The 22,462-nt window shown below is 72.4% G+C and carries 24 protein-coding genes and 1 tRNA gene; 16 read left to right on the top strand and 9 right to left on the bottom strand.

The window, feature by feature from the left end:
- Positions 1-15: 15 nt before the first annotated feature.
- Positions 16-2,094: a BTAD domain-containing putative transcriptional regulator gene (locus LH62_RS24745; protein WP_052214890.1), complete on the top strand. Its 2,079-nt coding sequence runs from the start codon at positions 16-18 to the stop codon at positions 2,092-2,094.
- A gap of 7 nt (positions 2,095-2,101) precedes the next feature.
- Here LH62_RS24745 and LH62_RS24740 read toward each other — a convergent pair whose 3' ends face one another.
- Together LH62_RS24740 and LH62_RS24735 are read right to left on the bottom strand one after the other, a co-directional pair.
- A complete protein-coding gene (locus LH62_RS24740; RefSeq protein ID WP_043364747.1) occupies positions 2,102-2,524 on the bottom strand; it encodes a hypothetical protein in 423 nt (140 codons plus the stop codon).
- 21 nt (positions 2,525-2,545) lie between these two features.
- A complete protein-coding gene (locus LH62_RS24735; protein ID WP_043364746.1) occupies positions 2,546-4,213 on the bottom strand; it encodes a peroxidase family protein in 1,668 nt (555 codons plus the stop codon).
- 183 nt (positions 4,214-4,396) lie between these two features.
- Here LH62_RS24735 and LH62_RS24730 point away from each other — a divergent pair, with 183 nt between their 5' ends.
- The 3 genes from LH62_RS24730 (at position 4,397) to LH62_RS24720 (ending at position 6,089) form a co-directional block, all read left to right on the top strand.
- Positions 4,397-5,419, top strand: coding sequence for a class I SAM-dependent methyltransferase (locus LH62_RS24730; protein WP_052214889.1), 1,023 nt, complete (start codon positions 4,397-4,399; stop codon positions 5,417-5,419).
- Positions 5,416-5,970, top strand: coding sequence for a hypothetical protein (locus LH62_RS24725; RefSeq protein WP_144404619.1), 555 nt, complete (start codon positions 5,416-5,418; stop codon positions 5,968-5,970). The genes LH62_RS24730 and LH62_RS24725 overlap by 4 nt, the downstream gene beginning before the upstream one ends.
- Before the next feature lie 37 nt (positions 5,971-6,007).
- Positions 6,008-6,089 (top strand) — tRNA-Tyr (locus tag LH62_RS24720).
- A 10-nt stretch (positions 6,090-6,099) separates the two neighbouring features.
- Here LH62_RS24720 and LH62_RS24715 read toward each other — a convergent pair.
- Positions 6,100-7,347, bottom strand: a complete 1,248-nt coding sequence (locus LH62_RS24715) for a Gfo/Idh/MocA family protein (protein WP_052214888.1) — start codon at positions 7,345-7,347, stop codon at positions 6,100-6,102.
- A gap of 244 nt (positions 7,348-7,591) precedes the next feature.
- Here LH62_RS24715 and LH62_RS28710 point away from each other — a divergent pair, with 244 nt between their 5' ends.
- Both LH62_RS28710 and LH62_RS31285 read left to right on the top strand, forming a co-directional pair.
- Positions 7,592-8,281 (top strand): calcium-binding protein, encoded by a 690-nt coding sequence (locus LH62_RS28710; protein ID WP_052214887.1) that lies wholly within the window; start codon positions 7,592-7,594, stop codon positions 8,279-8,281.
- Entirely contained in the window at positions 8,263-8,403 is a 141-nt protein-coding gene (locus LH62_RS31285) for a hypothetical protein (RefSeq protein ID WP_160299886.1), read from the top strand. The genes LH62_RS28710 and LH62_RS31285 overlap by 19 nt, the downstream gene beginning before the upstream one ends.
- A 15-nt stretch (positions 8,404-8,418) precedes the next feature.
- Here the strand turns inward: LH62_RS31285 and LH62_RS24705 are convergent, their stop codons facing one another.
- Genes LH62_RS24705 through LH62_RS24690 form a run of 4 tightly spaced genes read right to left on the bottom strand, consistent with a single transcriptional unit; the run spans position 8,419 to position 12,119 of the window.
- The gene (locus LH62_RS24705) at positions 8,419-9,390 is read right to left on the bottom strand and encodes a tripartite tricarboxylate transporter substrate binding protein (protein WP_236552623.1); all 972 of its coding nucleotides are present in this window, start codon (positions 9,388-9,390) and stop codon (positions 8,419-8,421) included.
- A gap of 52 nt (positions 9,391-9,442) precedes the next feature.
- Positions 9,443-9,805 carry a nuclear transport factor 2 family protein gene (locus tag LH62_RS24700; RefSeq protein ID WP_043364743.1) on the bottom strand — a complete coding sequence of 121 codons (363 nt, stop codon included), beginning with the start codon at positions 9,803-9,805 and terminating at the stop codon, positions 9,443-9,445.
- A 34-nt stretch (positions 9,806-9,839) separates the two neighbouring features.
- On the bottom strand, positions 9,840-11,348 hold the full coding sequence (locus LH62_RS24695) for an amidohydrolase family protein (protein WP_043364742.1): 1,509 nt from the start codon (positions 11,346-11,348) through the stop codon (positions 9,840-9,842).
- 18 nt (positions 11,349-11,366) lie between these two features.
- On the bottom strand, positions 11,367-12,119 hold the full coding sequence (locus tag LH62_RS24690; RefSeq protein ID WP_043364741.1) for an SDR family NAD(P)-dependent oxidoreductase: 753 nt from the start codon (positions 12,117-12,119) through the stop codon (positions 11,367-11,369).
- Between the two features lie 144 nt (positions 12,120-12,263).
- On the opposite strand from LH62_RS24690, the gene rpmB reads away from it, so the two are divergent.
- Positions 12,264-12,566, top strand: a complete 303-nt coding sequence (gene rpmB, locus LH62_RS24685; protein WP_043337202.1) for a 50S ribosomal protein L28 — start codon at positions 12,264-12,266, stop codon at positions 12,564-12,566.
- A gap of 54 nt (positions 12,567-12,620) precedes the next feature.
- Here rpmB and LH62_RS24680 read toward each other — a convergent pair whose 3' ends face one another.
- Both LH62_RS24680 and LH62_RS24675 read right to left on the bottom strand, forming a co-directional pair.
- A complete protein-coding gene (locus LH62_RS24680; protein WP_043364740.1) occupies positions 12,621-12,815 on the bottom strand; it encodes a hypothetical protein in 195 nt (64 codons plus the stop codon).
- Positions 12,812-14,377 carry an FAD-dependent monooxygenase gene (locus tag LH62_RS24675; RefSeq protein WP_052214886.1) on the bottom strand — a complete coding sequence of 522 codons (1,566 nt, stop codon included), beginning with the start codon at positions 14,375-14,377 and terminating at the stop codon, positions 12,812-12,814. Before LH62_RS24675 ends, LH62_RS24680 begins: the two co-directional genes overlap by 4 nt.
- A gap of 76 nt (positions 14,378-14,453) precedes the next feature.
- Between LH62_RS24675 and LH62_RS24670 the strand changes: the two genes are divergently transcribed.
- The 9 genes from LH62_RS24670 to LH62_RS24630 all read left to right on the top strand — a co-directional run bounded on the left by LH62_RS24670 (position 14,454) and on the right by LH62_RS24630 (position 22,461).
- A complete protein-coding gene (locus LH62_RS24670) occupies positions 14,454-15,605 on the top strand; it encodes an aminotransferase class V-fold PLP-dependent enzyme (protein WP_043364739.1) in 1,152 nt (383 codons plus the stop codon).
- Complete coding sequence (locus tag LH62_RS24665) at positions 15,602-16,567, top strand: tripartite tricarboxylate transporter substrate binding protein (RefSeq protein ID WP_160299885.1); 966 nt, start codon at positions 15,602-15,604, stop codon at positions 16,565-16,567. The genes LH62_RS24670 and LH62_RS24665 overlap by 4 nt, the downstream gene beginning before the upstream one ends.
- A 9-nt stretch (positions 16,568-16,576) precedes the next feature.
- The gene (locus tag LH62_RS24660; protein WP_043364737.1) at positions 16,577-17,431 is read left to right on the top strand and encodes a hypothetical protein; all 855 of its coding nucleotides are present in this window, start codon (positions 16,577-16,579) and stop codon (positions 17,429-17,431) included.
- Positions 17,428-18,621, top strand: a complete 1,194-nt coding sequence (locus LH62_RS24655) for a CaiB/BaiF CoA-transferase family protein (RefSeq protein WP_043364736.1) — start codon at positions 17,428-17,430, stop codon at positions 18,619-18,621. The genes LH62_RS24660 and LH62_RS24655 overlap by 4 nt, the downstream gene beginning before the upstream one ends.
- Before the next feature lie 73 nt (positions 18,622-18,694).
- Entirely contained in the window at positions 18,695-19,555 is an 861-nt protein-coding gene (locus tag LH62_RS24650; RefSeq protein ID WP_043364735.1) for a CoA ester lyase, read from the top strand.
- A gap of 94 nt (positions 19,556-19,649) precedes the next feature.
- Positions 19,650-19,997 (top strand): nuclear transport factor 2 family protein, encoded by a 348-nt coding sequence (locus tag LH62_RS24645; RefSeq protein WP_043364734.1) that lies wholly within the window; start codon positions 19,650-19,652, stop codon positions 19,995-19,997.
- 3 nt (positions 19,998-20,000) lie between these two features.
- Complete coding sequence (locus LH62_RS24640; protein WP_052214885.1) at positions 20,001-20,405, top strand: hypothetical protein; 405 nt, start codon at positions 20,001-20,003, stop codon at positions 20,403-20,405.
- A gap of 44 nt (positions 20,406-20,449) precedes the next feature.
- Positions 20,450-21,502 (top strand): Ldh family oxidoreductase, encoded by a 1,053-nt coding sequence (locus LH62_RS24635; RefSeq protein WP_043364733.1) that lies wholly within the window; start codon positions 20,450-20,452, stop codon positions 21,500-21,502.
- The gene (locus LH62_RS24630; protein ID WP_043364732.1) at positions 21,499-22,461 is read left to right on the top strand and encodes a tripartite tricarboxylate transporter substrate binding protein; all 963 of its coding nucleotides are present in this window, start codon (positions 21,499-21,501) and stop codon (positions 22,459-22,461) included. Before LH62_RS24635 ends, LH62_RS24630 begins: the two co-directional genes overlap by 4 nt.
- Position 22,462: the final 1 nt, after the last annotated feature.

Here is a 22,462-nt window from a genome sequence, read left to right as displayed (position 1 = left end):
CCAGGCCCGGAGTTGATGGAGCAGTCACCGCAGCAGGCCATCACGTCGGAGGGCCAGGCCGCATCGGTGGCGCCGGGGCTGCTCAATGCCTCGCTCTTCGGCCCGTTGCGGGCCAGCTTCTCCGGCCAGGAGGTGCGCCTGCGCAGCCGCAAGGCCCGCGCCCTGCTCGGCTACCTGCTGTTGAGCGAGAGCGGCGAGGAAAGCCGCGAGCGCCTGGTCGGCCTGCTCTGGAGCGAGACCGGCGAGGAGAAGGCCCGCGCCTCGCTCCGCCAGGTGGTCCACGAACTGCGCGAGGCGATGGAGGCCGCCGGCTGCAACGCGCTGCGCGCCGGCCGCCTCACCGTCACCCTCGACCTCGCCATTGCCCGGCCCGATGCGCGCGACGTGCTGCAATCCGCCGAACGCGGCGTCGCCCATCCGCTGCTGCTGTCGACGCCGCGGCTGAGCGAGGCGCTGCTGCAAGGCCTTGACGACCTCGACCCGGCCTTCCGCGGCTGGCTGACCGTCACCCGCCAGGCCTTCCATGACCAGCTGATCCGCGCCCTCGAATCGGCTCTGCGCGTCAAGAGCCAGCCACGCAGCCTGCTTCAGCGCCTGGCCGAAGCGATCCTGATGCTCGACCCGACGCATGAGGAGGCCTGCCGCGCCTTGATGCGCGGCTGCGCCGAGGCGGGCGACACCGTCGCCGCGCTTCGCGCCTATGAGCAGATCTGGCGCCTTCTGGAGGAGGAGTACGACACCGAGCCCTCCGCCGCGACCCAGGCGCTCGTCGCCGAGATCAAGCTCGGCACCATCGGCCTCGCCGAGCCTGTCCCGTTGCCCGCGGCCCAGCTCGAGGCGCTGACTCCCGCGCCGGTGCCGCGCCCCAGCGGCACCCCGGCCCGCATCGCCCTCCTCGTCGAGCCCTTCGCGGTCAATGGCGTCGGCCAGGACCAGATGCACCTGGCACTCGGCTTCCGCCACGACCTCATCGCCTGCCTGGTGCGCTTCCGCGAATGGTTCGTCGTCGACGGCCCCTCGATGCCGAGCGCCGAGCAGACCGGCAGCCGCGTCTCCGCCCGCTACCGCGTCAGCGCGACGGCCTACCAGGTCGGCGACCGCATCAGCCTCGTCCTCACCCTGGCCGAGCAGGACAGCGGCATCTTCATCTGGTCGGAGCGGATGGAGCTTCGCCTCGACGGCTGGTTCGAGGCGCACCGCGACATTGTCCGTCGCATCGCCATCGCGCTGAACCTGCAGATCTCCTCGGCGCGGCTGCAACGCCTCGCGGTCGAATCCGACATCTCGCTCGAGGCCTATGACCGCTGGCTGCGCGCGACGGCGATGATCCGCAGCTTCAGCCCGCAGAACTGGGCCCGCGCCGGACAGCTCTTCCGCGAATGCATCGAGCGCACGCCGGGCTTCTCCTCGGCCTATAGCGGCCTCGCGCAGATGGAGAATTCGGTCCACATCATCCATCCCGGCGAGCGCCGCAGCCGCGAGCGCGAGGCCCGGGCGGTGGAGCTCGCCCGCCGCGCCGTGCATCTCGACCCGACGGATTCGCGTGCCCAGCTGACGCTCGGCTGGTCGCTGGCGATGAGCGGACACCACGCCCAGGCCGAGGTGCCGATGCGCCTCGCCTGCGAGCTCAACCCGAACGACAGCTGGACGCTGATCTCGGCCGCGCTGTTCCACAGCTTCGCCGGCAACCACGAGCGGGCGGCGGAACTCTCCGCCCAGTCGCTCGAGATGTCGCTGATGCCGAGCCTGACCCATTGGGGCTACCAGGTGACGATCGCCTACCTCGCCGGCGACGACGACGGCACGCTCGAGGCCTGCGACCGCGCGCAGGACGTGATCCGCACCCTGCCGGCCTGGCGCGCCGCGGCGCTCGCCCGGCTCGGCCGCATCGAGGAGGCGGAGGAGGCCGCCGCGCGCTACCTCGATGGCGTGCGCGGCAGCTGGTTCGCCGAGGCGCCGCCGAGCGACCTCGACATGGTGCGCTGGCTGCTGCACCTCTACCCGATCCGCCGTGCCGAGGAGTGGAACCGCCTGCGCGACGGCATCGCCGCCGCCGGGCTGCCGACCTACGGCGCCCGGCACGGCGACTGGTAGGCCGGCGCTACTGGCAGTTGGCGATCGAGTAGTCGCCGATGCGCTGCGCATGGAATTTCATCCGTGCATCCTTGTCTGGCAGCACTGGTGCGACGCCGCCGAAGTGGTCGTTGTAGAAGCCCGGCAGAGCGTAGTCCTTCTTCGCCAGCCGCTTTTCCGAAGCCTTGACCAGGTCGGGCGGCGGCAGGCGCAGCAGCAGCGTGTCGCTCCGCCCGACGACGACCTGCAGCTTCTGGATGCGCTCTGGCAGGGTCAGCCCGGTATTTGCCGCGGCCAGCTGCCGCTTCACCTCATCGAGGGTCTTCGGCACCGGGTATTCATGGCCGTTTCTGACATAGTCCTCGCCGGTTGCCCAGGTTTTGATGAGCTTGCCCCAGTTCTCGTAGTTTATCGGGGTCATGTTGACGGGTTCGGTCGGGTCCAGGGCCATCGCGTGTCTCCTTCGTGGGAATCAGATGAATGCGGGGTCCGCCGCCTCCAGGCCGAGCCTTCGGGCGATGAAGGTCACCAGGCCCGGCATGTCCTCGACGAGCGGCGGATCAGGGAAGCGGGTGTCGCCAAGCCAGGCGGCGCAGAGCCGGTCGAAGGCGGCGCCGAGGTCGCCTTCGCCCTCGGAGGCCAGCCGCTCCCGCGCCAGCGCGCCATAGACCGTCTCGGCGACCAGCAGCGAACCCAGCCTGCCAAGCCGCTCGCCCCCCGCCTCGTGCTCCGCCTCGAACAGGATGTAGAAGGGCAGGGGCGGCTCGGCGGCGAGCGCCGCGACATCCTCCGGCGTCAGCAGGCTGACGGCGCTGTCGCGCCCGATCCAGGCGGCGAGCGCCGCCTCCCGTGCCGCCGGGTCGGCCAGCAGCGCCGACCGCGCGGCGAGCCCCGGCCGCAGCGCCGCCGCCCGCGCACAGAGGTCGCGCACCGAGCGCATGCCGGTGAGGGAGGCGCTCATCAGGTCGCGGAAGGCGACCCCCACCGGGTCGCCCGGCTCGATCGGGTCGAAGAATCCGTCGCCCATCAGCATCGCGGTGTAGCGCGGACCGAGCGTCATGGAGAGATTCGGCGCCGGCTTGCCCGGCATCTGGAAGAATTGCGACCAGCGCACCAGCCAGTCCCGCGTCAGCGGCACGGAATTCGGCCCGCGCGTGGAGTTCTGCCGCAGCAGGTCGGCGAGCGTCGCATCATCGAAGCTGCCGATGCGGTAGGTGTCGCGCAGCATCGCATGGCCGAAGCGGAAGGCGCCGTGCGAGAACTCCAACGGCAGGCCGGGCTCCGGCTGCGGCTCCAGCCATTCGGGCGCCGGGTTGTCGTAGAGCGCATGGACCTCCGGGTCGAGCAGCCGCGGCAGCAGGTCGCGGCGCAGCACCTGGCGGAAGACGAGGGTCGTTGCCTCCCGCGCCACGGCGAAGCGCGCCGCCGTCCGCTCCCGCAGGGCGCGCGCCGGCAGCGTCCCGGGCTTCGGGATCATCTCGAGCAGCGCGTTGTGCAGCATCTGGAACAGGCAGGTGAGCTGCGAGAGCGGCGCGCTCTGGTCATTCCTCGAATCGGCGATCAGCGCCTCGCCCCGCCCGGCGCCGCCGAAGCCGCCGCGGTTGCCGAGCGTCCCCGGCGTCGCCGCGCGCGCGATGTCGCGGAAGCAGGAGGCATCGCCCTTCGCCCCGGCATGGGCCGATAGGCGGAAGCGGCTGCGGTTCTGGTCGCGCGCATCGTCGGGGGCGAAGGCGTGGGGGCAGGCGCCCGGCCCGCCGCCATACAGCGTCCTGAGGCGGAGCGGCGCGCCATGCACGTTGGCGACGCCCGGATCGGGCCCACCCGCCGACCAGAAGGCCAGGCTGGTCGAGACCATGTCATGCGCGGCGAGCTGGGCGAGATAGGTATAGCCGGATGGCAGGTTCGGATTCTCGGCGGCGCCCGGCGGCCGCGTGCCCATCAGCGTGGCGAGGCCGCGCAGCCGCCGCCGCAGCGTGGCGAGCGCGGCGGGCGAGCTGCGCGGGTCCTCGCCATCCACCTGGAAGCGCTCCGCCGCCGCGGGCGGGCCGAAGACGTGGCGGAAGCCCGGCAGCGGTCCGAGGATGCCGCTTCCCGCCGCGCCACCGAAGGGGCAGCCCCCCCCAGAACCGCTGTCCGTCATCCCTGGCCTCCCCTCGCATCGTCCCGGGCATGCTGCGTGCGCCTGCGTGAGCCTAGCGTGATTTCTCCCACCCCAGCGAAGCGGCAGGCGCAATCACGCTGGGGTCACGCTGGCCCTGCCATGGTCCGGTCATGCGATGGCCACCCCCGCTGATCGGTGGCCCAGAAGTGTAGCGAGGCAACCATGACCCATATGCCGATGCAGGCCTCCGCCAAGGGCGCCCCGCTCGCCCAGGCCTTCCGCCCGGCGGCGCCCGCCCCACTGGCCTCCGCACCGCCCGACCCGCGCCACCTGCTGGACGAGGCGCTGGTCCGGCTGCGGGGCGCAGAGCCGGCGGCGCCGGTGCTGGACGCATTGGCAGACGGGTTGCGTTGGCTGCGCAACACCGCCGCCCCCGCCGCATGGCAGCGCAGCGTCGCCGCGCTCCGTACCCATCCGCTGATTTCGCTGCTGCACGAAAATCCCTTCGCCCGGCGCGGCTTCCGCAAGCCCCGCGGCTATGCCGGCGACGCGCCGATGCTCGACATGCTGTATCGCGGCGAGGCGGCGCTGGAGAACGAGCAGGTCAGCGCCCTCGGCCTCACCCTGTTTCGCCGCGATCTCGCCGCGCCTGCCGCCGCCGCCGCCCGCGCCCGCCTCACCACCATCGCCGGGCGGATCGACCAGGTGGCCGAGACGCGGCGCAACCCGCACGTGCTCGCCCTCGGCTGCGGCCATCTGCGCGAGGCGGAACTCTCCAGCGCCGTGCAGGCCGGGCAGATCGGCCGCTTCGTCGCCCTCGACCAGGACGCCGCCTCCCTCGCCATGGTGCAGATGGAGCATGCCGCGCGCGGCATCGAGACGCTGCACCGCAGCCCGAAGGCGACCTTCGACGGCACCCTGCCGCGCGGCGGCTTCGATCTGATCTACGCGACGACGCTCTACGACGACCTCACCGACCGCTTGGCCCATACCGTCACCGCCGCCTGCTTCGCCCTGCTGCGGCCGGGCGGGCGGCTGGTGGTGCTGAATGCCGACCGTGACATGGCCGATGCCGGCTACCTGGAGGCCTGCTGCGATTGGGTGCGCTTCCTCCGCGATGCGCCGGGGGTGATGCGCCTCGCCCATGGCATCCCGCCGGCCGAGACCGCCCTCTGCCGGGTGATCCAGGGCGGCCACCACGAGACCCAGATGCTCGAGATCATCCGCAGGGGAGAGCGCGCGTGAGACATGTGCCGCCGCGGGCGATGGTGCCGCAAGGCTTCGTGATGGCGATGCGGGCGAGCCTCGCCGAGGCGCCCTACGACGCGCCGCACCGCCAGGGCCTGCCGCTTGCCGAATGGCTGATCCTCTGCCGCTGGGGCGCGGAGGGCGAATACCTCACCATCGCCCAGGCCGGCGCCGCCGAGGGACCGGCCGATGCGCCGCCACCCCTCGGCCTCCGGCCCCGCACCACCTTCCTCGGCCTACGGCTGGCCGGGGGCGGGGATGGGGACAATTTTCTTCTCGCCCGCCACCTGCCGGCCGGGATGACGGTCGCCGGCACCTTCCAGCCGAGCGACGGCATCGCCCGCCTGTTCGGCCCGGCGAGCGCGCTGCGGCTGGAGGCGGCCGGCCGCTCCGCATTCCGCCGCGGCCTCGGCGAGGCGGGGGAGGTGCGGATCGACGTGCCCGACCCGGCCCTCGGCGGCGCAGAGGCCCTGTCCTGGCGGATGGAGGGCTGGCGCGCTCCCTGGCTCGGCGAATTCCTGGCGCCCGGGGAGGCCCCGGCGCATTGACAGGGCAGGGTGAAGCCGGATATCCCCCCGGCTCCCCGGAGGGGTGCCCGAGTGGCTAAAGGGGGCGGACTGTAAATCCGCTGGCTTCGCCTACGTTGGTTCGAATCCAACCCCCTCCATTTCCCTTCCTCAGGCCGGATCGGAGCCTCGCGTCGGCCCCGGCGGCGGCTCGAGCCGCATCGGCTTTCCCTCCTTCGCCGAGCGGTACAGCGCCTCCATCAGCGCCTGGTCCTGCACGCCCTCCTCGCCCGGCGTATGCGGCCGTCTTCCGTCCCGCACGCAGGTGGCGAAGTGGTCGATCTCCTGCGCGAACTGGTTCTTCGGCTTGATGATCCGCTCCTCCTCCGCCCCGACCTCGCCGACCCGGCGCTGCACCACGAGGCGCTGGCCCTGATAGGCGAAGGCGTGCGGCATCTCGATGCTGCCCCGCTCGAAATGCAGCCGCAGACTGCGGTTCTCATAGGTCCCGTAGCTGCTCAGCGCGTTGGCGATCACGCCCGAGGGGAAGCGGAGCTGGAAGGCGATGCTTTCCTCCACCTCAGCGAAGCGCGCGTCCCCGGCCGGGCTGTAGGTGGTGGCGAAGGCCTCCACCGGCTCCTCTCCGGTCAGGTAGCGTGCCGCGTTCAGGCAGTAGAGGCCGATATCCGGCAGCGCCCCGCCGCCGGCCATCTGCCGGTTGTAGCGCCATTGCGGCCCGGGCCCGTTGGCCTGGGTATTGGCCGCCTCGATGAAGCGCAGCCGCCCCAGCTCGCCGCTGCGGATCAGGGCGATCGTCGCCCGGTGATGCGGCTGGTATTGCGAGCGATAGGCGATCATCAGCCGCACGCCCGCGCGCTCGCAGGCGGCGGTCATGGCCTGGCAGTCGGCGAGGCTGTTCGCCATCGGCTTCTCGCAGAGCACATGGAGGCCGATGGCCGCGGCCCGCTCGGTGAACTCGCGGTGCATGGCGTTGGGCAGGGCGATGTAGACGGCCTGCACCGCCGGGTTCTCCCGCAGCCGCTCGAACTCGCCATAGCCGTGGACGGCCGTGTCCGGGATGCCGTGCTGGGCCGCAACCACCTGCGCCTTCTCCGGGCTGCCGCTGACGAGGGCGACCGGCCGTGCCTCCTTGCATTCGGCGAAGGCGGGCAGCACCTCCTCCAGCGAGATGCGGCCGAGGCCGACCACGGCAAAGCCGATCCGTTCGCCCGGCGGCCGCGGCTGCGGGGCGGCGCCGCCGGGCGGGTCGGCCGGCGCGCGCCAGTCGGGGAATTGCACCCGCCCGTTCTCCACGCGGCCGCTGTCGATGGGCGAGGGTGGGGGATAACCGGCGCCGCCGGCTCCGAGCGCGGCGGCGGCTAGGACGAGGCCGCGGCGCGGCAGGTCATGATCGGCCATGGAGGAGGCTCCTTGCGTCCCGGCCGAACGGGCGGCCCTGCCGCGGGTTGCCATGCGGCCGGCGCCGTCACGGAAGCAGCGCCAGGGCCGGATCAATACGGACAGCCTATCCAGAATGAAGTATCCGGAAACATCTATCGGACGACCGTGATTTTCTAAGCATGTATTAGCATGCTTCAACGCTCCGGCGGCCGGTGGCAGTACCGGCGAAGACCCTGCCCGCCCGGCCGCCAGAGGAGCTACCATGTCGCCATTCAATCTGAATTCCGGAACCGCCGCCGCTGACCGCCTCTTCGGCACTTTCCGGGCCGAAACGCTGAACGGGCTGGCCGGCAACGACACCATCCTGGCCGGCGGCGGCCATGACCTGATCTACGGCAACGGCCGCGAAGGCGGCTTCGGCGACGACTTGGCCGGCCGTGGCAACAACCTGATCTTCGCCGGCCTCGGCAATGACACCATCTTCGCCGGCTACCAGGCCGACACGGTCCATGGCGGCGACGGCAACGACAGCATCGACGGCGCCGGCGTCTTTGCCTCCAGCGGGGCGGGCGGCTCCATCACCGCGGCGCGCGACTTCGGCGACCTGCTCGATGGCGGCGCAGGGCAGGACCGCATCGACGGCGAGGGCGGCAACGACACCTTGATCGGCGGCACAGGGAACGACACCTTGATCGGCAACCTCGGCCGCGAGGAGATGGCCGGCGGCCGGGGCCACGACGTCTTCGAATTCGCCTTCCGCACGGCCCCCGGCGTCTTCGCCTCCGACACCGGCACCAATGCCGCGACGCGCGACGTGATCCTCGATTTCGCCCGGACCAGGACCGGATCGACCTGCACGCCTATGCCAACCGGACCGACGGGGCGCATGCGCCGGTCTTCCTCGGCTCCAAAGACTTCACCGGAGACGACGCGATGCAGGTCCGCGCGGTGACCGAGGGCGACCACACGGTCGTGCAGTTCTACGTGCCCTTCGCCTATGCCCCGCAGCCGACCACCTATGAAATCGAACTGGCCGGCCACCACGTCCTGCAGGCCAGCGACTTCATCCTCTGACCGGCAGGCGGCGGGTCAGTCGGGCTTCACCCCGGCCTCCTCGATGACCCGCCGCCACCGCGCCTGCTCGCCGCTGACGAGGGCGGTGTACTCCGCCGGCCCCATCCGGCCGGGGATCACGCCGATGCCGGCGAAGCGCTCCCGCACTCGCGCATCCGCCAGCGCCGCCTCGATCGCCGCCTGCCAGCGCGCGGCGACGGCCGGCGGCAGCCCGGCCGTCGTCGAGAAGCCGAACCAGTTGGTGCTCTGCACTGCCGGGAAGCCCGCCTCGGCGAAGCTCGGCACCTCCGGCAGGGCGGCATCCCGCCCTGGCTCGCTGGTGGCCAGCGCGCGCAGCCGCCCGGCGCGGAGGTGCGGCAGGGCGATCGGCAGGCTCTCCATCACCGCCGGGATCTGCCCGCCCATCGCATCTGCCAGCGCCGGCGCCGAGCCGCGATAAGGCACATGCGTCAGCTCCACCCCGGCGGCGCGGGCCAGCAGCACGCCGGTCAGGTGATTCATCGTGCCGTTGCCGCCGGTGCCGAAGGCGAGCCCGCCCGGCCGCCCTCGCGCCAGGGCCAGGAACTCGCCGAGGCTCTGCGCCGGCACGCCCGGATTGACGACGAGCACGCTCGGGAAGGTGCCGACCAGCGCGACATGGGTGAAATCCGCGACCGGATCATAGGGGACGGAGGGATAAAGCACCGGCCCGATCCCGTGGGAGGCCGCGCTCGACATCATCACCAGATGCGCGTCGCCCCGCGCCTTGGCCAGGATCTCGGCACCCACCATCCCGCCGGCGCCCGGCCGGTTCTCGACGACGATGGGTTGGCCGAGCCCGGTGCCGACCTGCTCGGCGAGGATGCGCGAGAGCGTGTCCGCCGCCCCGCCGGGCGGGAAATTCACCACCCAGCGGATCGGCCGCTCGGGCCAGGCGGGTTGCGCAGGGGCAGCCCGCCCGACGAGCAGGGCGGGCAGGGCAAGCAGGGCACGGCGGGGGAGGGGCATGCGGCTCATCCAGGCAGGTTTCCATCCGCCATGCCAATCCCGTGCCATTCTCTCATCCCATGCGGATGAGGAAGCGCTCCTCCACCACCTTGCCCTCGCGGACCGTGTAGAGGCCGATCTCCTCCATCTGCATCCGCTGGCCGGAAGCCTTCTGGGTGACGTCGAGGTGGAAGCGGAGCGCGAACTGGTCGTCGTTCACATAGGGGCCGTGGGTTTCGGCGCTGTGGATCTCGTGATTGGCGTACCACCACTCGCCCTTGCCCTTCACCGCGGCCTTGCCGCGGAGCACGGCCATCTCACCCTGCATTGGCTCGATGCTGACGACCTCCTCCGCCCAGAAGCGCTCGCCCGCCTCCTCGAACCGGCCGGCCTTGCACAGCGCGGCGAACTCCGCCGCGACGGCTTGCGTGTCCATGCCCTGTCCCTCCCGTTCGGATCGGGGAAGGATATCAGCCCGGCGCGTCGCACAGATAGCGCCTTGCGTGGTAGGGCTGCGCCGCGATGGCTGGGCAGAAGCTCGCCACCACCGGCTCGAGCTTGAGGTACAGCTCGTGCCATTCGGCATTCAGCGCCTCGAGCCTCGCCCGCGCCGCCTCCGCCTCCCGCGCCAGCCGCGCCATGTCGATCCCGGCATGCCGCCCGTCGCGGAAGATCAGGCGGCCGCCCGTCATCACGTGCCGCACCCCGCCGCCATCCTCGCTGTGGACGATCTGGTTGGTGGACCAATGGTGCGGCACCCAGTTGATGCTGCCGAGGTCGAGGAAGACGATGTCCGCCTTGTAGCCCGGCGCGATCAGTCCGATGTCGGTGAAGCCCAGCGCCCGCGCCGAGCCGACCGTCGCCGCCCGGTACACCTCGTCGCTCGTCGCCCAATGGCGCGGGTCGGGCGTCTGCACCTTGGACAGCATGGAGGCGTAGCGCATCGCCTCGTACATGTTCTGGTTGTCGGCGCTGCTCGCCCCGTCGGTGCCGATGCCGACATTGCAGCCGGCATCGAGCGCCCGCCGCAGCGGGAACATGCCGTTGCCGAGCCGCATGTTGCTGCCCGGGTTGTGCGCGATGGAGGCGCCGTGGTCGGCCATCCGCCTGAGGTCGTCGTCATCCATCCAGACGGCATGCGCCGCGGTGAAATCCGGCCCGAGCAGCCCGAGCGCATCGAGATGCGCCACCAGCGTCTTCCCGTATCGCTGCCGGCCCACCACCGCCTGCACCTTGCTTTCGCCGACATGGCTGTGCAGGCCGACGCCATGCTCGCGCGCCAGCCGGGCGCAGCCGCAGAGGAATTCGTCGGCGCAATGCAGCGGGATGGTCGGCGCGACGGCGGGGCGGATGTCCTGCCCCGACCAGCGCCAGTGCTTCAGAACCTCGCCGATGGCGCCAAGCGTCTGCTCGGCCGGCATCGCCCGCAGCCGCGCCGCCTGGCCTTGCAAGGCGTCGGGCAGCGCGTCCATCAGCCCGGGGATCGCCTCGTAGAGGGTCCGGTCGGCGACCATCGGCGCGATCACCGCGCGCATCCCCGCCTCGGCATAGGCCGCGGCCGCCGCATCCAGCCCGTCGCGGGAGGGCAGGGGGAATTCGTAGTAGAGGTCATAGGCCGCGGTGCAGCCCTTCGCCACCATCTCGGCGGCGCAGATCAGCGTGGTGAGCTTCTTGTCCTCGACGCTCCGCCCGCCGCCGATCCAGGGCGAGGCGGCGAGCAGCAGCTCCAGCGTCCACCGGTCGCCCATCCCCTTGGAGAGGCCGCTATGGCCATGGGTATGGGCGTTGACGAGGCCGGGATGCATCAGCAACCCCGCGGCGTCGAAGACCGGCGTGCCCTCCGGCGCCGCGAGCCCGATGCCGACCGCGCGGATCACCCCGTCCTCGATCAGCACATCCGCCGGCGCGCCCCGTCGCCGTGCCGGATCGGCCAGCAGCGCGCCGCGGACAAGCAGGAACCCCTTTTCGCTGATGGCCATCCGGTCCCCCTGTCGATGCTAGGATGCCAGGTAGCCGCCATCCACATGCAGCTCGGCCCCGGTGACGTAGGAGGACTCGTCCGAGGCGAGGAACAGGATGGCCCGCGCCACCTCGTCGACCTCGCCCGAGCGCCCGAGCGGCACATGCCCCAGCATCTTCGCCCGGAACACCGGATCGGCCGTCGCCCCCGATGTCCGCATCGGCGGCATCAGCCCGGGATGCACGGTATTGACCCGGATCTTCGCCGCACCCTCCTGCACCGCGACCGACTTGGTCAGCAGCCGCACTGCGGCCTTCGAGGCATTGTAGGCGCAGTGGATCCGCTCCTGCCCCACATTCCCAGAGATGGAGGAGAGGTTGACGATGGAGCCGCCGCCCCGCCGCCGCATGGCCGCCACGCCATGCTTCACCCCGAGGAAGGTGCCGCGGGCGTTGACGGCCATGATCCGGTCCCAGAGGCCGGTGTCGTAGAGGTCGTTGGTCGCACTGCCCGAGATGCCGGCATTGTTGACGAGGATGTCGAGCCCGCCCCATTCATTGGTGACGGCGGCAAGGGCCGCCTCCCACTCCGCCTCCTCGGCGACGTCGAGGCGGAGGAAGCGCGCCGCGCCGCCCGCCGCCCTGATCCCGGCGGCGACGGCCTCGCCCTCCGCCTCCAGCATGTCGGCGACAGCGACCTTCGCCCCCTCGGCGGCCATCAGCCGCGCCGTCGCCGCCCCCATGCCGGAGGCAGCCCCCGTGACGAGGGCGATCTTGTTGGCAAGGCGCATCGGACTTCCTTTCCCTGGTCTTTCGGGCAGCCTTGCGCAACCGCGGCCTTGACGCCACCCCCGGCGCGGGGCATATCGCCCCACCTTCCACACCACCGCGCGCGGGGTCCGTCCTGCGCGCCCCTACGCTTGGGATTTTGCATCATGGCCCGCCGCTGCGGCATCACCGGCAAGGGCGTCCTGACGGGTAACAACGTCAGCCACGCCAACAACAAGACGCGGCGTCGCTTCCTGCCCAACCTGCAGGAAACGTCCTTCTTCTCGGACGTGCTGGCCACCAGCATCCAGCTGCGCCTGACGACCAACGGCATCCGCACCATCGAGCACAATGGCGGCCTCGACGCCTTCCTGCTCGGCACGCCGAACCGCCGCCTGCCGGAAGAGGCGCAGGTGCTGAAGCGCCGCATCATCCGCGCCCAGGCGAAGAAGGCCGGCGCCGCCGCCTGAGCCGCCTGCCAGTGCGGTGACGAGGAAGCCGGGCGAGAGCCCGGCTTTTTTGCGTCAGCGGAGATCCCTGAGCGCCACCCCGATCGCCGCCGCCACCCGCGCCGTGTCGCCAAGCTCCCGCCCCAGCAGCAGGGCGAGCTTCGCCAGGAACAGCGCCTCCCGCTCCGGCCCCGCCGCGGCGATGGCCTCGGCGAGCTGCTCCCAGAGCCGCTCCGCCATTTCCTCCGGGCTCATCGTCTCCGGGCTCATCGTCCCAGCATCCGCCGCAGCGCCGCGGCCAGGCCGGCCGCATCCCAATCCTGCCAGCGCCAGGCGACATGCCCGTCCGGCCGGACGAGATAGCCCGCCCCCGGCCGCGCCAGGCCGAGCCTCGCCAGCACCGCCGGTTCCTCGATCGCCACCAGCCTCACCCCTTGCGGTACATCGACCTCGCCGGCGGCGAGGATGGTCGGCCAGGGACCGATCATCGCCTGCACATGCCCCGCGCCCATCGGCAGGCTCGGCAGCGTCGCCCCGACCGCAGGCCCCGCCACCCATGCCCCCTGCTCCGGCGTCTGCAGGCGCGAGTCAGGGAAGGCGATGGCACTGCTCTGCCGCGGGTTGACCAGCGCCCGGGCGAAATCCTGCGAGACGGCGAGGCTCAGCGCCGCCTCCCGCATCAGCGCATGCCCCCGCGTCGGCGGCGTCATGAACAGCGTCGATTTCCGCGCCGCCCGGATGTTCTCCCGCGCCGCGTACACCCGTTCCTCGGAATAGCTGTCGAGCAGCGCCTCGCCTCCCTCGCCGTGCAGCACGGCGGCCAGCTTCCAGGCCAGGTTCCCGGCATCGTCGAAGCCCGAATTGAGCCCCCGCACGCCGAAGATCGGCACCAGATGCGCCGCGTCGCCGGCAAACAGCACCCGCCCGTGCCGGTAGGCGTCGAGCGTCAGGCAATGCGCCCGGTAGAGGCTGATCAGCACCAGATCATACTCGGCGGGCTCGCCGATCGCCGCCAGATGCGCGTCGATGCGCGCCCTGACGGCCTCCTCGCGCTGCGCCGCCTCGGCATCCTCCGCTTCGCCAAGCTGGTAGTCGATCCGCCAGATATCCCCCGGCTGCCGGTGCATCAGCAGGGTGGAGCCGGGATTGGAAGGCGGGTCGAACCAGGCCCGCCGCTCCGTCGGGCTCCCCGACCTCAGCCGGATATCCGCGATCAGGTACCGCCCTTCGTAGGAGTTCCCCCGGAGGGACAGGCCGAGCGCCGCCCGCGCCGGGCTCCGCGCCCCATCCGCCGCAACCACCCGGTCGGCCGCGAGGTCGTATTCCCCCTCCGGCGTCCCAATCCGGAGCGTGACGCCCTCATCGCCCGGCACCAGCCCCAGCATCCGGCTGTGCCAGCGGATCTCCACCTTGGGCCGCTCCGCCAGGGCATCGACCAGCAACTGCTCGGTGAAGCACTGCTGCAGGTTGAGCATCGGCGGATGCCGCTGCTCCGGCCCGTCCGGCATCTCGAATTCCAGCACCTGGTGCCGCCGCCAGAAGCTCCGCCCCCGGCGCCAGGGCAGCCCGGCCCGCAGCAGCGGCGCCGCGACGCCAAAGCCCTCGAGGATCTCGAGCGAGCGCCGGCTGAGGCAGATCGCCCGGCTGCCGAAGCTCACCGCCCCGCGCGGCTCGACGACGACGCAGCGCACCCCATGCCGCGCCAGCCCCGCGGCCAGGGCCAGCCCCACCGGCCCGGCCCCCAGCACCGCCACCGGTACCCGCTGCGGCCCGCTCACCGGCCGGTAGGGAAATCGGGGCAGGTCCTCATAGACCGCCTGGTCCAGCCCCATGCCGCCTTCGCCCCCCTTGGCTTGCCGAAACCCGGCATCGGCCTATCATCCGCCGCAATCCGGGAGGAACCAAGCCATGTCCAGCGTAGCGGAGGCCGTGCGCCCCGCGGCCAGCGCCGCGCCGCTTTTCGACCCGCAGGATTTCCGCATCCCCGCCGGCATCACCCATGTCTGCGCCGGGGGTGAGACCGCCTTCCTCCGCCGCCATGACGCGGCGCTGGCCCGCTACGCCGCCGACAAGAGCCGCGGCCCCCATGGCCGCCACGCCCAAGATGCCGAGGTGATGCGCGCCCGCAGCCTGGCCGCCGCCGCCTGGGGCGTCGCGCGCGAGGATATCGGCCTCGTCGCCAATGTCGCCGAGGGCATGTCCATGCTGGTCGAGAGCCTCGACTGGCAGCCAGGCGACAACATCGTCGTCGATCCCGACGAGTATCCCTCCCTCGTCGCCCCGGTCGCGCTCCAGCGCCACCCGCACATCGCCATCCGCTACGCCCGCGCCAGCGACGCCGCCGCGCTCGCGGCCACGGTGACCGAGCGGACGCGGATGATCGCCGTCTCCCACGTCTCCTACCTGACCGGCGAGCGCTACGACCTCGCCGCGCTGCGCCGCGTGGCGGACGCCGTCGGCGCCCTGCTCGTCGTCGACCACACCCAGGCCGCGGGCTACCTGCCCATCGACCCGCGCCTCGCCGATTTCGCCTTCGCCGCCAGCTACAAATGGCTGCTTGGCATGACCGGCACCGCCATCGCCTACTGGAACCGCGCCCGCCAGCCGGACTGGGCGCCGAGCACCGCCGGCTGGCACTCGATCGACGACATGGGCCGTCCCGACTACGCCGCCGGCCTCAGGCTGCTGCCGGATGCCATGCGCTTCTCCCGCGGCAACCCCGCCCATGGCGCCGTCTATGTGCTGGCCGAGGCGCTCGACTACCTCGCCGCCTTCCCGCCCGGCGCGGCGCAAGCGCATGTCCAGCGCCTGACGACCGCGCTGCTCGACCGGCTGCAGGAGGCCGGCATCCCCAGCACGACGCCGCGCGACCCCGCCCGCCACGGCGCCAGCGTCTGCATCGCCAGCCCCGGCGCCGCCGCGCTGACCGAGGCGCTGGTGCAGCGCGGCGTCTGGGCCTGGAATGGCCGTGGCCGCATCCGCTTCAGCTTCCACGGCTACAATTCCATGGCGGATGTCGACCGCATCATGGAGGCGCTGCTCACCGAGTGGCGGCCGTGAGGCTCGGCCGCCGAGGCATCGCGGCGCTCGGCCTCGCCATCCCGTCGCTCGCCCGCGCCGCCTGGCCCGACCGCCCCGTCCGCCTCGTCGTGCCCTTCGGCGGCGGTGGCCAGACCGACATCGTCAGCCGAGTGACGGCTGAGGCGCTGTCCGCCCGCCTCGGCCAGCCGGTGCTGGCCGACAACCGCCCCGGCGGCAACGGCAACCTTGCCGCCGAGACCGTGGCCCGCGCCGCGCCCGACGGCTATACGGTGCTGGTCGCCGGCGGCGGCACCACCAGCGGGCTGAACGCGCTGCTCTACCGCAGCCTCACCTATGACGGGATGCGGGATTTCCTGCCCGTCGGCCTCTTCTGCACCACCGCCAACATGCTGCTGGTGCACAACTCGATCCCCGGCCAGGGCTTCGCCGAGGTGGTCTCCTGGATCCGCGCCAATCCCGGCCGTTTCACCTATGCCTCGGCCAGCGTCGGCGCCATCACCCACCTCATCATGGAGGATCTCGGCGCCCGGCTCGGCCTCGACATGGTCCACGTCCCCTACCGCCAGAGCACGCAAGCGATGGCGGACCTGCTCGCCGGCCGCATCCATTGCCGCGCCCTCGGCCTGCCGGAGGGCGAAGCGGTGCGCGGCACGTCCTCCGTCCGCCCGGTGGCGCTGACGACGCCCACGCGCCGGCCGGAATGGCCCGGCGTGCCCGCCATTGCCGAGACCATCCCGGGCTTCGAGGCGGATGCCTATTTCGGCCTTGCCGTCCCGCGCGGCACCCCGCCCGAGCCGGTGCAGCGGCTGAGCGAGGCGCTGAACGACGCCCTCCGCGACGAGGCGGTGCGCGCCGCCTATGCCAGGGTCGGCGCCGATGCCGCCCCGCCCAATACCCCGGCGCAATTCGCCGAGCGCTGCCGCGCCGATGCCGAGCGCTGGGCGCCGCTGATCCGCCGCCTCAACCTTTCCGCCGAATAGGATTTCCCGATGGAGCTGAGCAAGGAGCTGCAAGCCTGGGTCGGCCGCCGCCGCGTGGTCGAGGAGGACATCTCCCTCGGCACCGCCCGCCGCATCGCCGCCATGCTGGACATGGACCCGGCCGGCTTCCGCCCGGGCGAGGCCCTGCCGCCCCACTGGTTCGGCTTCTTCTGCAACGAGGCGCCGCGCCAGTCCGATATCGGCACGGACGGACACCCGAATCCCGGCGTCGTCCTGCCGCCCATCCCGCTGCCCCGCCGCATGGGCGCCGGCCGGCGCGTGACGATCCCCGGCACGCTCCGCATCGGCGACATGGCCGAGCGCACCGCGGAAGTCGCCGCCATCGTCCCGAAGCAGGCGCGCACCGGCTTCATCACCGTGCTCACCATGCGCCACACCTATCGCGTCGCCGGCCAGGTCGTCGCCGAGGAGGAGTTCGACGCCGTCTACCGCGAGGCCCCGAAGCCCGGCGAGGCGAGCCCCGTCGCCCCGCCGAACCCGGCGCCGACGGACGCCGCTTGGCGCGTCGAGAAGCACCTGTCCTCGCCGCTGGTCTTCCGCTACTCGGCGCTGACCTGGAACGCCCACCGCATCCACTACGACGCCGACTACGCCCGCGGCGAGGAGGGCTACCCCGCCACCGTGCAGAATGGCGGGCTGACCATGCAGCTCCTGCTTGACGCCGCCGTCGCGCATACGCCCGGCCGCCTCGCCGCCTTTACCGCCCGGCTGACCCGGCCGATCTATGTCGGCGACACCATCACCCTCTGCGGCCGTGCGCCGGAGGCGGGCAAGACCGCCACCTGGGTGCAGGACCGCGACGGCAACCTCTGCGGCCAGCTCGACTGCGAGTTCGCGGCGTGAGCGGCGGGCCGCTCGAGGGCATCAAGGTCGTCGACCTCACCACCGTCGTCGTCGGCCCGATCTGCACCCGCACCCTCGGCGACCAGGGCGCCGAGGTCATCAAGGTGGAGGCGCCCGGCGGCGACATCCTGCGCTACCTCGCCGCCGGCAGCCGCTCGCCCGCCATGTCCGGCAAGTTCATCAATTTCAACCGCAACAAGCGCAGCATCGTCCTCGACATCAAGCAGCCCGAGGGCCTCGCCGCGCTGCGGCGCCTGATCGCCGAGGCCGATGTCTTCGTCTCCAATGTCCGTCCCGCGGCGCTGGCCCGCGCCGGGCTCGACCACGCCTCGCTCGCACCCTCGAACCCGCGCCTGATCCACTGCGGCATCGTCGCCTTCGGCACGGATGGCCGCTACGCCAACCGGCCGGCCTATGACCCGATCATCCAGTCCCTCTCCGGCGTCGCCGGCACCTTCGAGCGCGCGGTCGGCGAGCCGCGCTTCGTCCCCATGGTGATGACCGACCACATCACCGGCCTCGTCGCCGCGCAGAGCATCGGCTTCGCCCTCTACCGCCGCGAGCGGACCGGGCAGGGCGAGGCGATCGAGGTGCCGATGTTCGAGACCATGGCGAGCTTCGTCGCCTCGGAGCACCTGGGTGCGGCCACCTTCGACCCGCCCGAGGGCCCGAGCGGCGATGCCCGCCTGCTCTCGCCCGACTACCGCCCGCTGCCGACGCGGGACGGCTTCATCACCATCCGCCCGAACGACAACCGCCAGGCCTTCGCCTTCTTCGACGCCATCGGCCGCCCCGAGCTGAAGACCGACCCGCGCTTCGCCACGCCCATCACCCGCACGCAGAACGCCGCCGACTACTTCACCCTCCAGGTCGAGGCGCTGGCGCAGCGGACGACGGCGGAGTGGCTGGCGATCTTCGCCGCCGCCGACGTCCCCGCCGCCCGCTACAACTCCATCGACGACCTGCTCGAGGACCCGCATCTCGGCGATGTCGGCTTCTGGCAGGATGACGACCACCCGACCGAGGGCCGCATCCGCCGCACCCGCACCCCCGTCACCTTTCGCGGCGGCATGCGCGAGGAAACAAGGCCCGCCCCCCGCCTCGGCGCCCAGACGCGGGAGGTGCTGGCCGAGGCCGGCTACTCCGCGGCCGAGATCGACGCCATGCTGCAATCCGGCGCCGCTGCCTAAGGATGCGGTCCGATGGCCGGAGCGCCGAGGGGCGCGGAGGTTTGAATCGGCCCGCCCAACGAAGGACCTTCCGATGACCCTGCCGAACTGGCGCTCCCTGCTCTTCGTCCCCGTCACCGCCGAGCGCTTCGTCGCCCGCGCCCACACGCGCGGCGCAGACGTGATCATCCTCGACCTCGAGGACAGCATCCCGCCAGCCGAGAAGGAGGCCGCCCGCGCCGCGCTCCCCGCCGCGGCCGCCGCGTTGCATGCCGAGGGCCAGGCGCTCGCCGTCCGCATCAATCGGCCCCTCGACCTCGCCGTGCCCGACATCGCCGCCGCCATCCGGCCCGAGGTCTCGGCGCTGATGCTGCCCAAGGTGATGGGGCCGGAGCATGTGAAGCTGCTTTCCGAAGTGGTCGCCACGCGTGAGGCCGCGCTCGGTCTGCCGCAGGGCCATACCCGCTTCATCGGCATCGTCGAGACGCCGCAGGCCCTGCCTCACCTCGCCGCCATCGCGCTCGCCGATCCGCGCATGGCAGCGCTCGGCCTCGGCGCCGAGGATCTCTCGACCGAGCTGGAGGCCGTGCCCGGCGCCGACATGCTCTACCCCTTCGGCATGATGGTGGTGGCGGCGGCGCGCGGCGCCGGCATCCTGCCCCTCGGCTCGATCGGCGCCTTCGCCGATTTCCGCGATCTCGAGGGCTACCGCGCCAGCCTGCAACGCTCGCGGAAGCTCGGCTTCGCCTGCACCGCCTGCATCCACCCGGCGCATGTGCCGATCATCAACGAGGAATACGGCGTCCCGCCCGCCGAGGCGGACCGCGCCCGCCGCCTCATCGCCGCCTTCGAGGCGGCGCTGGCGGCAGGGCAGGGGGCCGTCGCCTTCGAGGGCGCGATGATCGACCTGCCCGTCGTGGAACGCGCCCGCCGCCTCCTCGCCCGCGCCCGCTGATTATGACCTGCGGCGTCATCGCGCCGCGCCCGCTGCCCCTGCATCTTCCCTGCGCCGGCGGGATCCTCCCCGCCGCCGCAAAGGAGCCACCACGATGCAGGACCAGCTGATCGACACCACCATCGCCTGCTGGAACGAGGCCGCGGCCAGGCGCCGCGCCGCCCTCGCCGCCGAAGCCTTCGCAGCCGACGCGACCTATGTCGACCCCTTGATGGAAGGCCGCGGCCCCGACGGGATCGGCGCGGGCCAGGCGCGGTTTCCGGGCCTCCGCTTCCGCCGCAGCGGCAGGGTGGATGCGCATCACGGCCCGCTCCGCTTCTGCTGGGAACCCGCCGCCGGGGATGGCCCCGCCGTCGCCGCCGGCACCGACGTCGCCGAGCTTGCCGCCGATGGGCGTTTCGCCCGCGTCCCCGGCTTCATCGACCTCGCGCCGGAGGCCTGAGCCATGACGCGCATGATCATCCCCTCCGCGTTCCTCCGCCGCGCCCTCCTGCTCGACGCGGTGAGCTGCGCCGCCCTCGGCCTGCTGCTGGCGGTCGGCGCCGCCCCGCTCGGCTGGTGGTTCCACCTGCCGCTGCCCCTGCTGCGCGAGGCGGGTCTCGTCCTGCTGGCCTTCGCTGCCTTTCTCGCCTGGACCTGCACCCGGCCACAGCTGCCGCGCCTGCTGGTGCTCGGCATCGTCGCCGGCAACGCGCTCTGGGCGCTCGACAGCGTGCTGCTGCTGCCCGGCTGGATCGCGCCGAACGGGCTCGGCGCCTGCTTCATCCTCGTGCAGGCCATCGCCACGGCGCTGATCGCGGAGCTCGAATATGTCGGGCTGAAGCGTTGCGCGACGGCGGCCATGGCCTGAGCCCCGGCACCGGTCTAGCCTCGGCCGCAAAGGGAGAGACGCCGATGCCAGACCAGATCCCCGCCGAGGCGCTGCGCCGCTTCATGACCGGCATCCACCAGGCGGCGGGCGTCCCCGCCGCCGATGCCGATCTCGTCGCCGGGCTGATGACCGAGGCCGACCTGATCGGCGCCGACGGCCACGGCGTCTTCCGCCTCGCCCAGTATGTGCGCCGCATGCGCGCCGGAGGCATGAACCCCTGCGCCACGCCGCGCATCGTCGAGGAACGCCCGGCCTCCGCGCTGATCGACGGCGACAACGGCCTCGGGCACCTCGCCACCACCATGGCCGCGCACACCGCCATCGCCAAGGCTCGCACCCAGGGCGTCGCCTGGTGCGGCGTGCGCCACGGCAACCATGCCGGCCCCGCCAGCCTCTATGCGCGGATGGTGATGGAGGCGGGAATGATCGGCCTCTACCTCGCGGTCGGCAGCGCCAACCACCTGCCGCCCTGGGGCGGGCTGGAGCTGCTGCTCTCCACCAACCCCATCGCCGTCGCCGTACCCACCCAGGACGAGCCGCCCATCGTCCTTGACATGGCGACGACGGTCGCCGCCTACGGCAAGGTCAAGGTGAAGGCGCAGCGCGGCGAGGCCATGCCGGAGGGCTGGATGATCGACCGCCAGGGCCAGCCGCTCACCGACCCGAAGCGGGCGGGGGAGGGGCTGTTGCTGCCCATCGGCGGCTACAAGGGCTACGGCCTCGCGCTGATCTTCGGCCTGCTCGCCGGCACGCTGAACGGCGCGGCGATGGGCCGCGACGTCGTCGACTTCAACGCCGACGACACCACGGTGACGAATACCGGCCAAGCCATCCTCGCCATCGACCTCGCCGCCTTCGGCGACCCAGGCGAGTTCCGGCGCCGCGTCGATGCGCTCGCGCGCGAGATCCGCGGCAGCGCCCGTCTGCCGGGCGTCGACCGCATCTTCCTCCCCGGCGAGCAGAGCACCGCGACCCGCGCCCGCCGCGCGGCGGAGGGCGTGCCGGTCCCGCCCCCGCTCCGCGCCCAGCTCGACGCGCTGGCCGACGAGCTGGGCGCGCCGAGACTCGGCGCGTGATCCCGCGCCGGGCGCTGCCCGCGCTCCTCCTCCCCGTCACGGCGGCGGCGCAGGAGCCGGCCTTCCCGGCGCGGCCCGTCACCCTGCTCGTCGGCTTCGCGCCCGGCGGCGGCACCGACATCCTCGCCCGCCTGCTGGCCGCCCGGCTTGCGGAGGAGTTCGGCCAGCCGGTCGCCGTCGAGAACCGCACCGGCGGGGGAGGGACCATCGCCGCCCTCGCCACGGCCCGCGCCCGGCCGGACGGGCATGCCGCGACACTCGGCACGGTCAGCAACATGGTGCAGGTGCCGCTCGCCATGCGCACCCCACCCTTCGACCCGGCCCGCGACGTGACGCCGATCGCGCTCGTCGCCGCCGTGCCGATGGTCGTCACCGTCCCGGCGGCCTCCCCCGCGCGGAACCTCGCCGGCCTCATCGCGCTCGCCAAGGCGCAGCCCGGCCGGCTCAACTTTGCCAGCAACGGCGTCGGCACCAGCCAGCACCTCGCCGCCGAGCTCTTCATGCAGGCGACGGGGGTGCGGATGGTCCATGTCCCCTACCGCGGCAGCGGCCAGGTGGTGATGGATCTCGCCCAGGGCGTGGTCGACGTGAATTTCGACACGCTTTCCTCCGTCCTCCCCGGCATCCGCCAGGGCCTGCTGCGCGGCCTTGCCGTCACCACCGCCCGCCGCGCCGCCGCCCTGCCGGAGCTGCCGACGGTGATGGAAAGCGGCGTTCTCGGCTACGACCTCGATGTCTGGTACATGCTCTACGGACCCGCTGGGCTGGCGGAGCCCGCGCTCCGCCGCTGGTCCGCCGCGGCGATGCGGGTACTCGCCGACCCTGCCTTGCAGGCCCGCCTGCGCGAGTCCGGCTTCCAACCCGCCGGCGGCACCCCGGACGAGGCCGCCTCCCTCGTCCGCGCCGAGATCGCCCGCTATGGCGAGGCGATCCGGCGGGCGGGGATCGAGCTCGACTGAG

Source organism: Belnapia sp. F-4-1 (assembly GCF_000802185.1).
Lineage (GTDB): Bacteria > Pseudomonadota > Alphaproteobacteria > Acetobacterales > Acetobacteraceae > Belnapia.
Note: the sequence above shows the minus strand (reverse complement) of the source record. Positions and strands in the feature narration are given on the sequence as shown.

Excerpts from the sequence above, each read along its gene's own strand:
- LH62_RS24745 (WP_052214890.1), top strand. The coding sequence starts at position 16 with ATGGAGCAGTCACCGCAGCAGGCCATCACGTCGGAGGGCCAGGCCGCA.
- LH62_RS24740 (WP_043364747.1), bottom strand. The coding sequence starts at position 2,524 with ATGGCCCTGGACCCGACCGAACCCGTCAACATGACCCCGATAAACTAC.
- LH62_RS24735 (WP_043364746.1), bottom strand. The coding sequence starts at position 4,213 with ATGACGGACAGCGGTTCTGGGGGGGGCTGCCCCTTCGGTGGCGCGGCG.
- LH62_RS24730 (WP_052214889.1), top strand. The coding sequence starts at position 4,397 with ATGACCCATATGCCGATGCAGGCCTCCGCCAAGGGCGCCCCGCTCGCC.
- LH62_RS24715 (WP_052214888.1), bottom strand. The coding sequence starts at position 7,347 with ATGGCCGATCATGACCTGCCGCGCCGCGGCCTCGTCCTAGCCGCCGCC.
- LH62_RS28710 (WP_052214887.1), top strand. The coding sequence starts at position 7,592 with ATGTCGCCATTCAATCTGAATTCCGGAACCGCCGCCGCTGACCGCCTC.
- LH62_RS31285 (WP_160299886.1), top strand. The coding sequence starts at position 8,263 with ATGCAGGTCCGCGCGGTGACCGAGGGCGACCACACGGTCGTGCAGTTC.
- LH62_RS24705 (WP_236552623.1), bottom strand. The coding sequence starts at position 9,390 with ATGCCCCTCCCCCGCCGTGCCCTGCTTGCCCTGCCCGCCCTGCTCGTC.
- LH62_RS24700 (WP_043364743.1), bottom strand. The coding sequence starts at position 9,805 with ATGGACACGCAAGCCGTCGCGGCGGAGTTCGCCGCGCTGTGCAAGGCC.
- LH62_RS24695 (WP_043364742.1), bottom strand. The coding sequence starts at position 11,348 with ATGGCCATCAGCGAAAAGGGGTTCCTGCTTGTCCGCGGCGCGCTGCTG.
- LH62_RS24690 (WP_043364741.1), bottom strand. The coding sequence starts at position 12,119 with ATGCGCCTTGCCAACAAGATCGCCCTCGTCACGGGGGCTGCCTCCGGC.
- rpmB (WP_043337202.1), top strand. The coding sequence starts at position 12,264 with ATGGCCCGCCGCTGCGGCATCACCGGCAAGGGCGTCCTGACGGGTAAC.
- LH62_RS24680 (WP_043364740.1), bottom strand. The coding sequence starts at position 12,815 with ATGAGCCCGGAGACGATGAGCCCGGAGGAAATGGCGGAGCGGCTCTGG.
- LH62_RS24675 (WP_052214886.1), bottom strand. The coding sequence starts at position 14,377 with ATGGGGCTGGACCAGGCGGTCTATGAGGACCTGCCCCGATTTCCCTAC.
- LH62_RS24670 (WP_043364739.1), top strand. The coding sequence starts at position 14,454 with ATGTCCAGCGTAGCGGAGGCCGTGCGCCCCGCGGCCAGCGCCGCGCCG.
- LH62_RS24660 (WP_043364737.1), top strand. The coding sequence starts at position 16,577 with ATGGAGCTGAGCAAGGAGCTGCAAGCCTGGGTCGGCCGCCGCCGCGTG.
- LH62_RS24650 (WP_043364735.1), top strand. The coding sequence starts at position 18,695 with ATGACCCTGCCGAACTGGCGCTCCCTGCTCTTCGTCCCCGTCACCGCC.
- LH62_RS24645 (WP_043364734.1), top strand. The coding sequence starts at position 19,650 with ATGCAGGACCAGCTGATCGACACCACCATCGCCTGCTGGAACGAGGCC.
- LH62_RS24640 (WP_052214885.1), top strand. The coding sequence starts at position 20,001 with ATGACGCGCATGATCATCCCCTCCGCGTTCCTCCGCCGCGCCCTCCTG.
- LH62_RS24635 (WP_043364733.1), top strand. The coding sequence starts at position 20,450 with ATGCCAGACCAGATCCCCGCCGAGGCGCTGCGCCGCTTCATGACCGGC.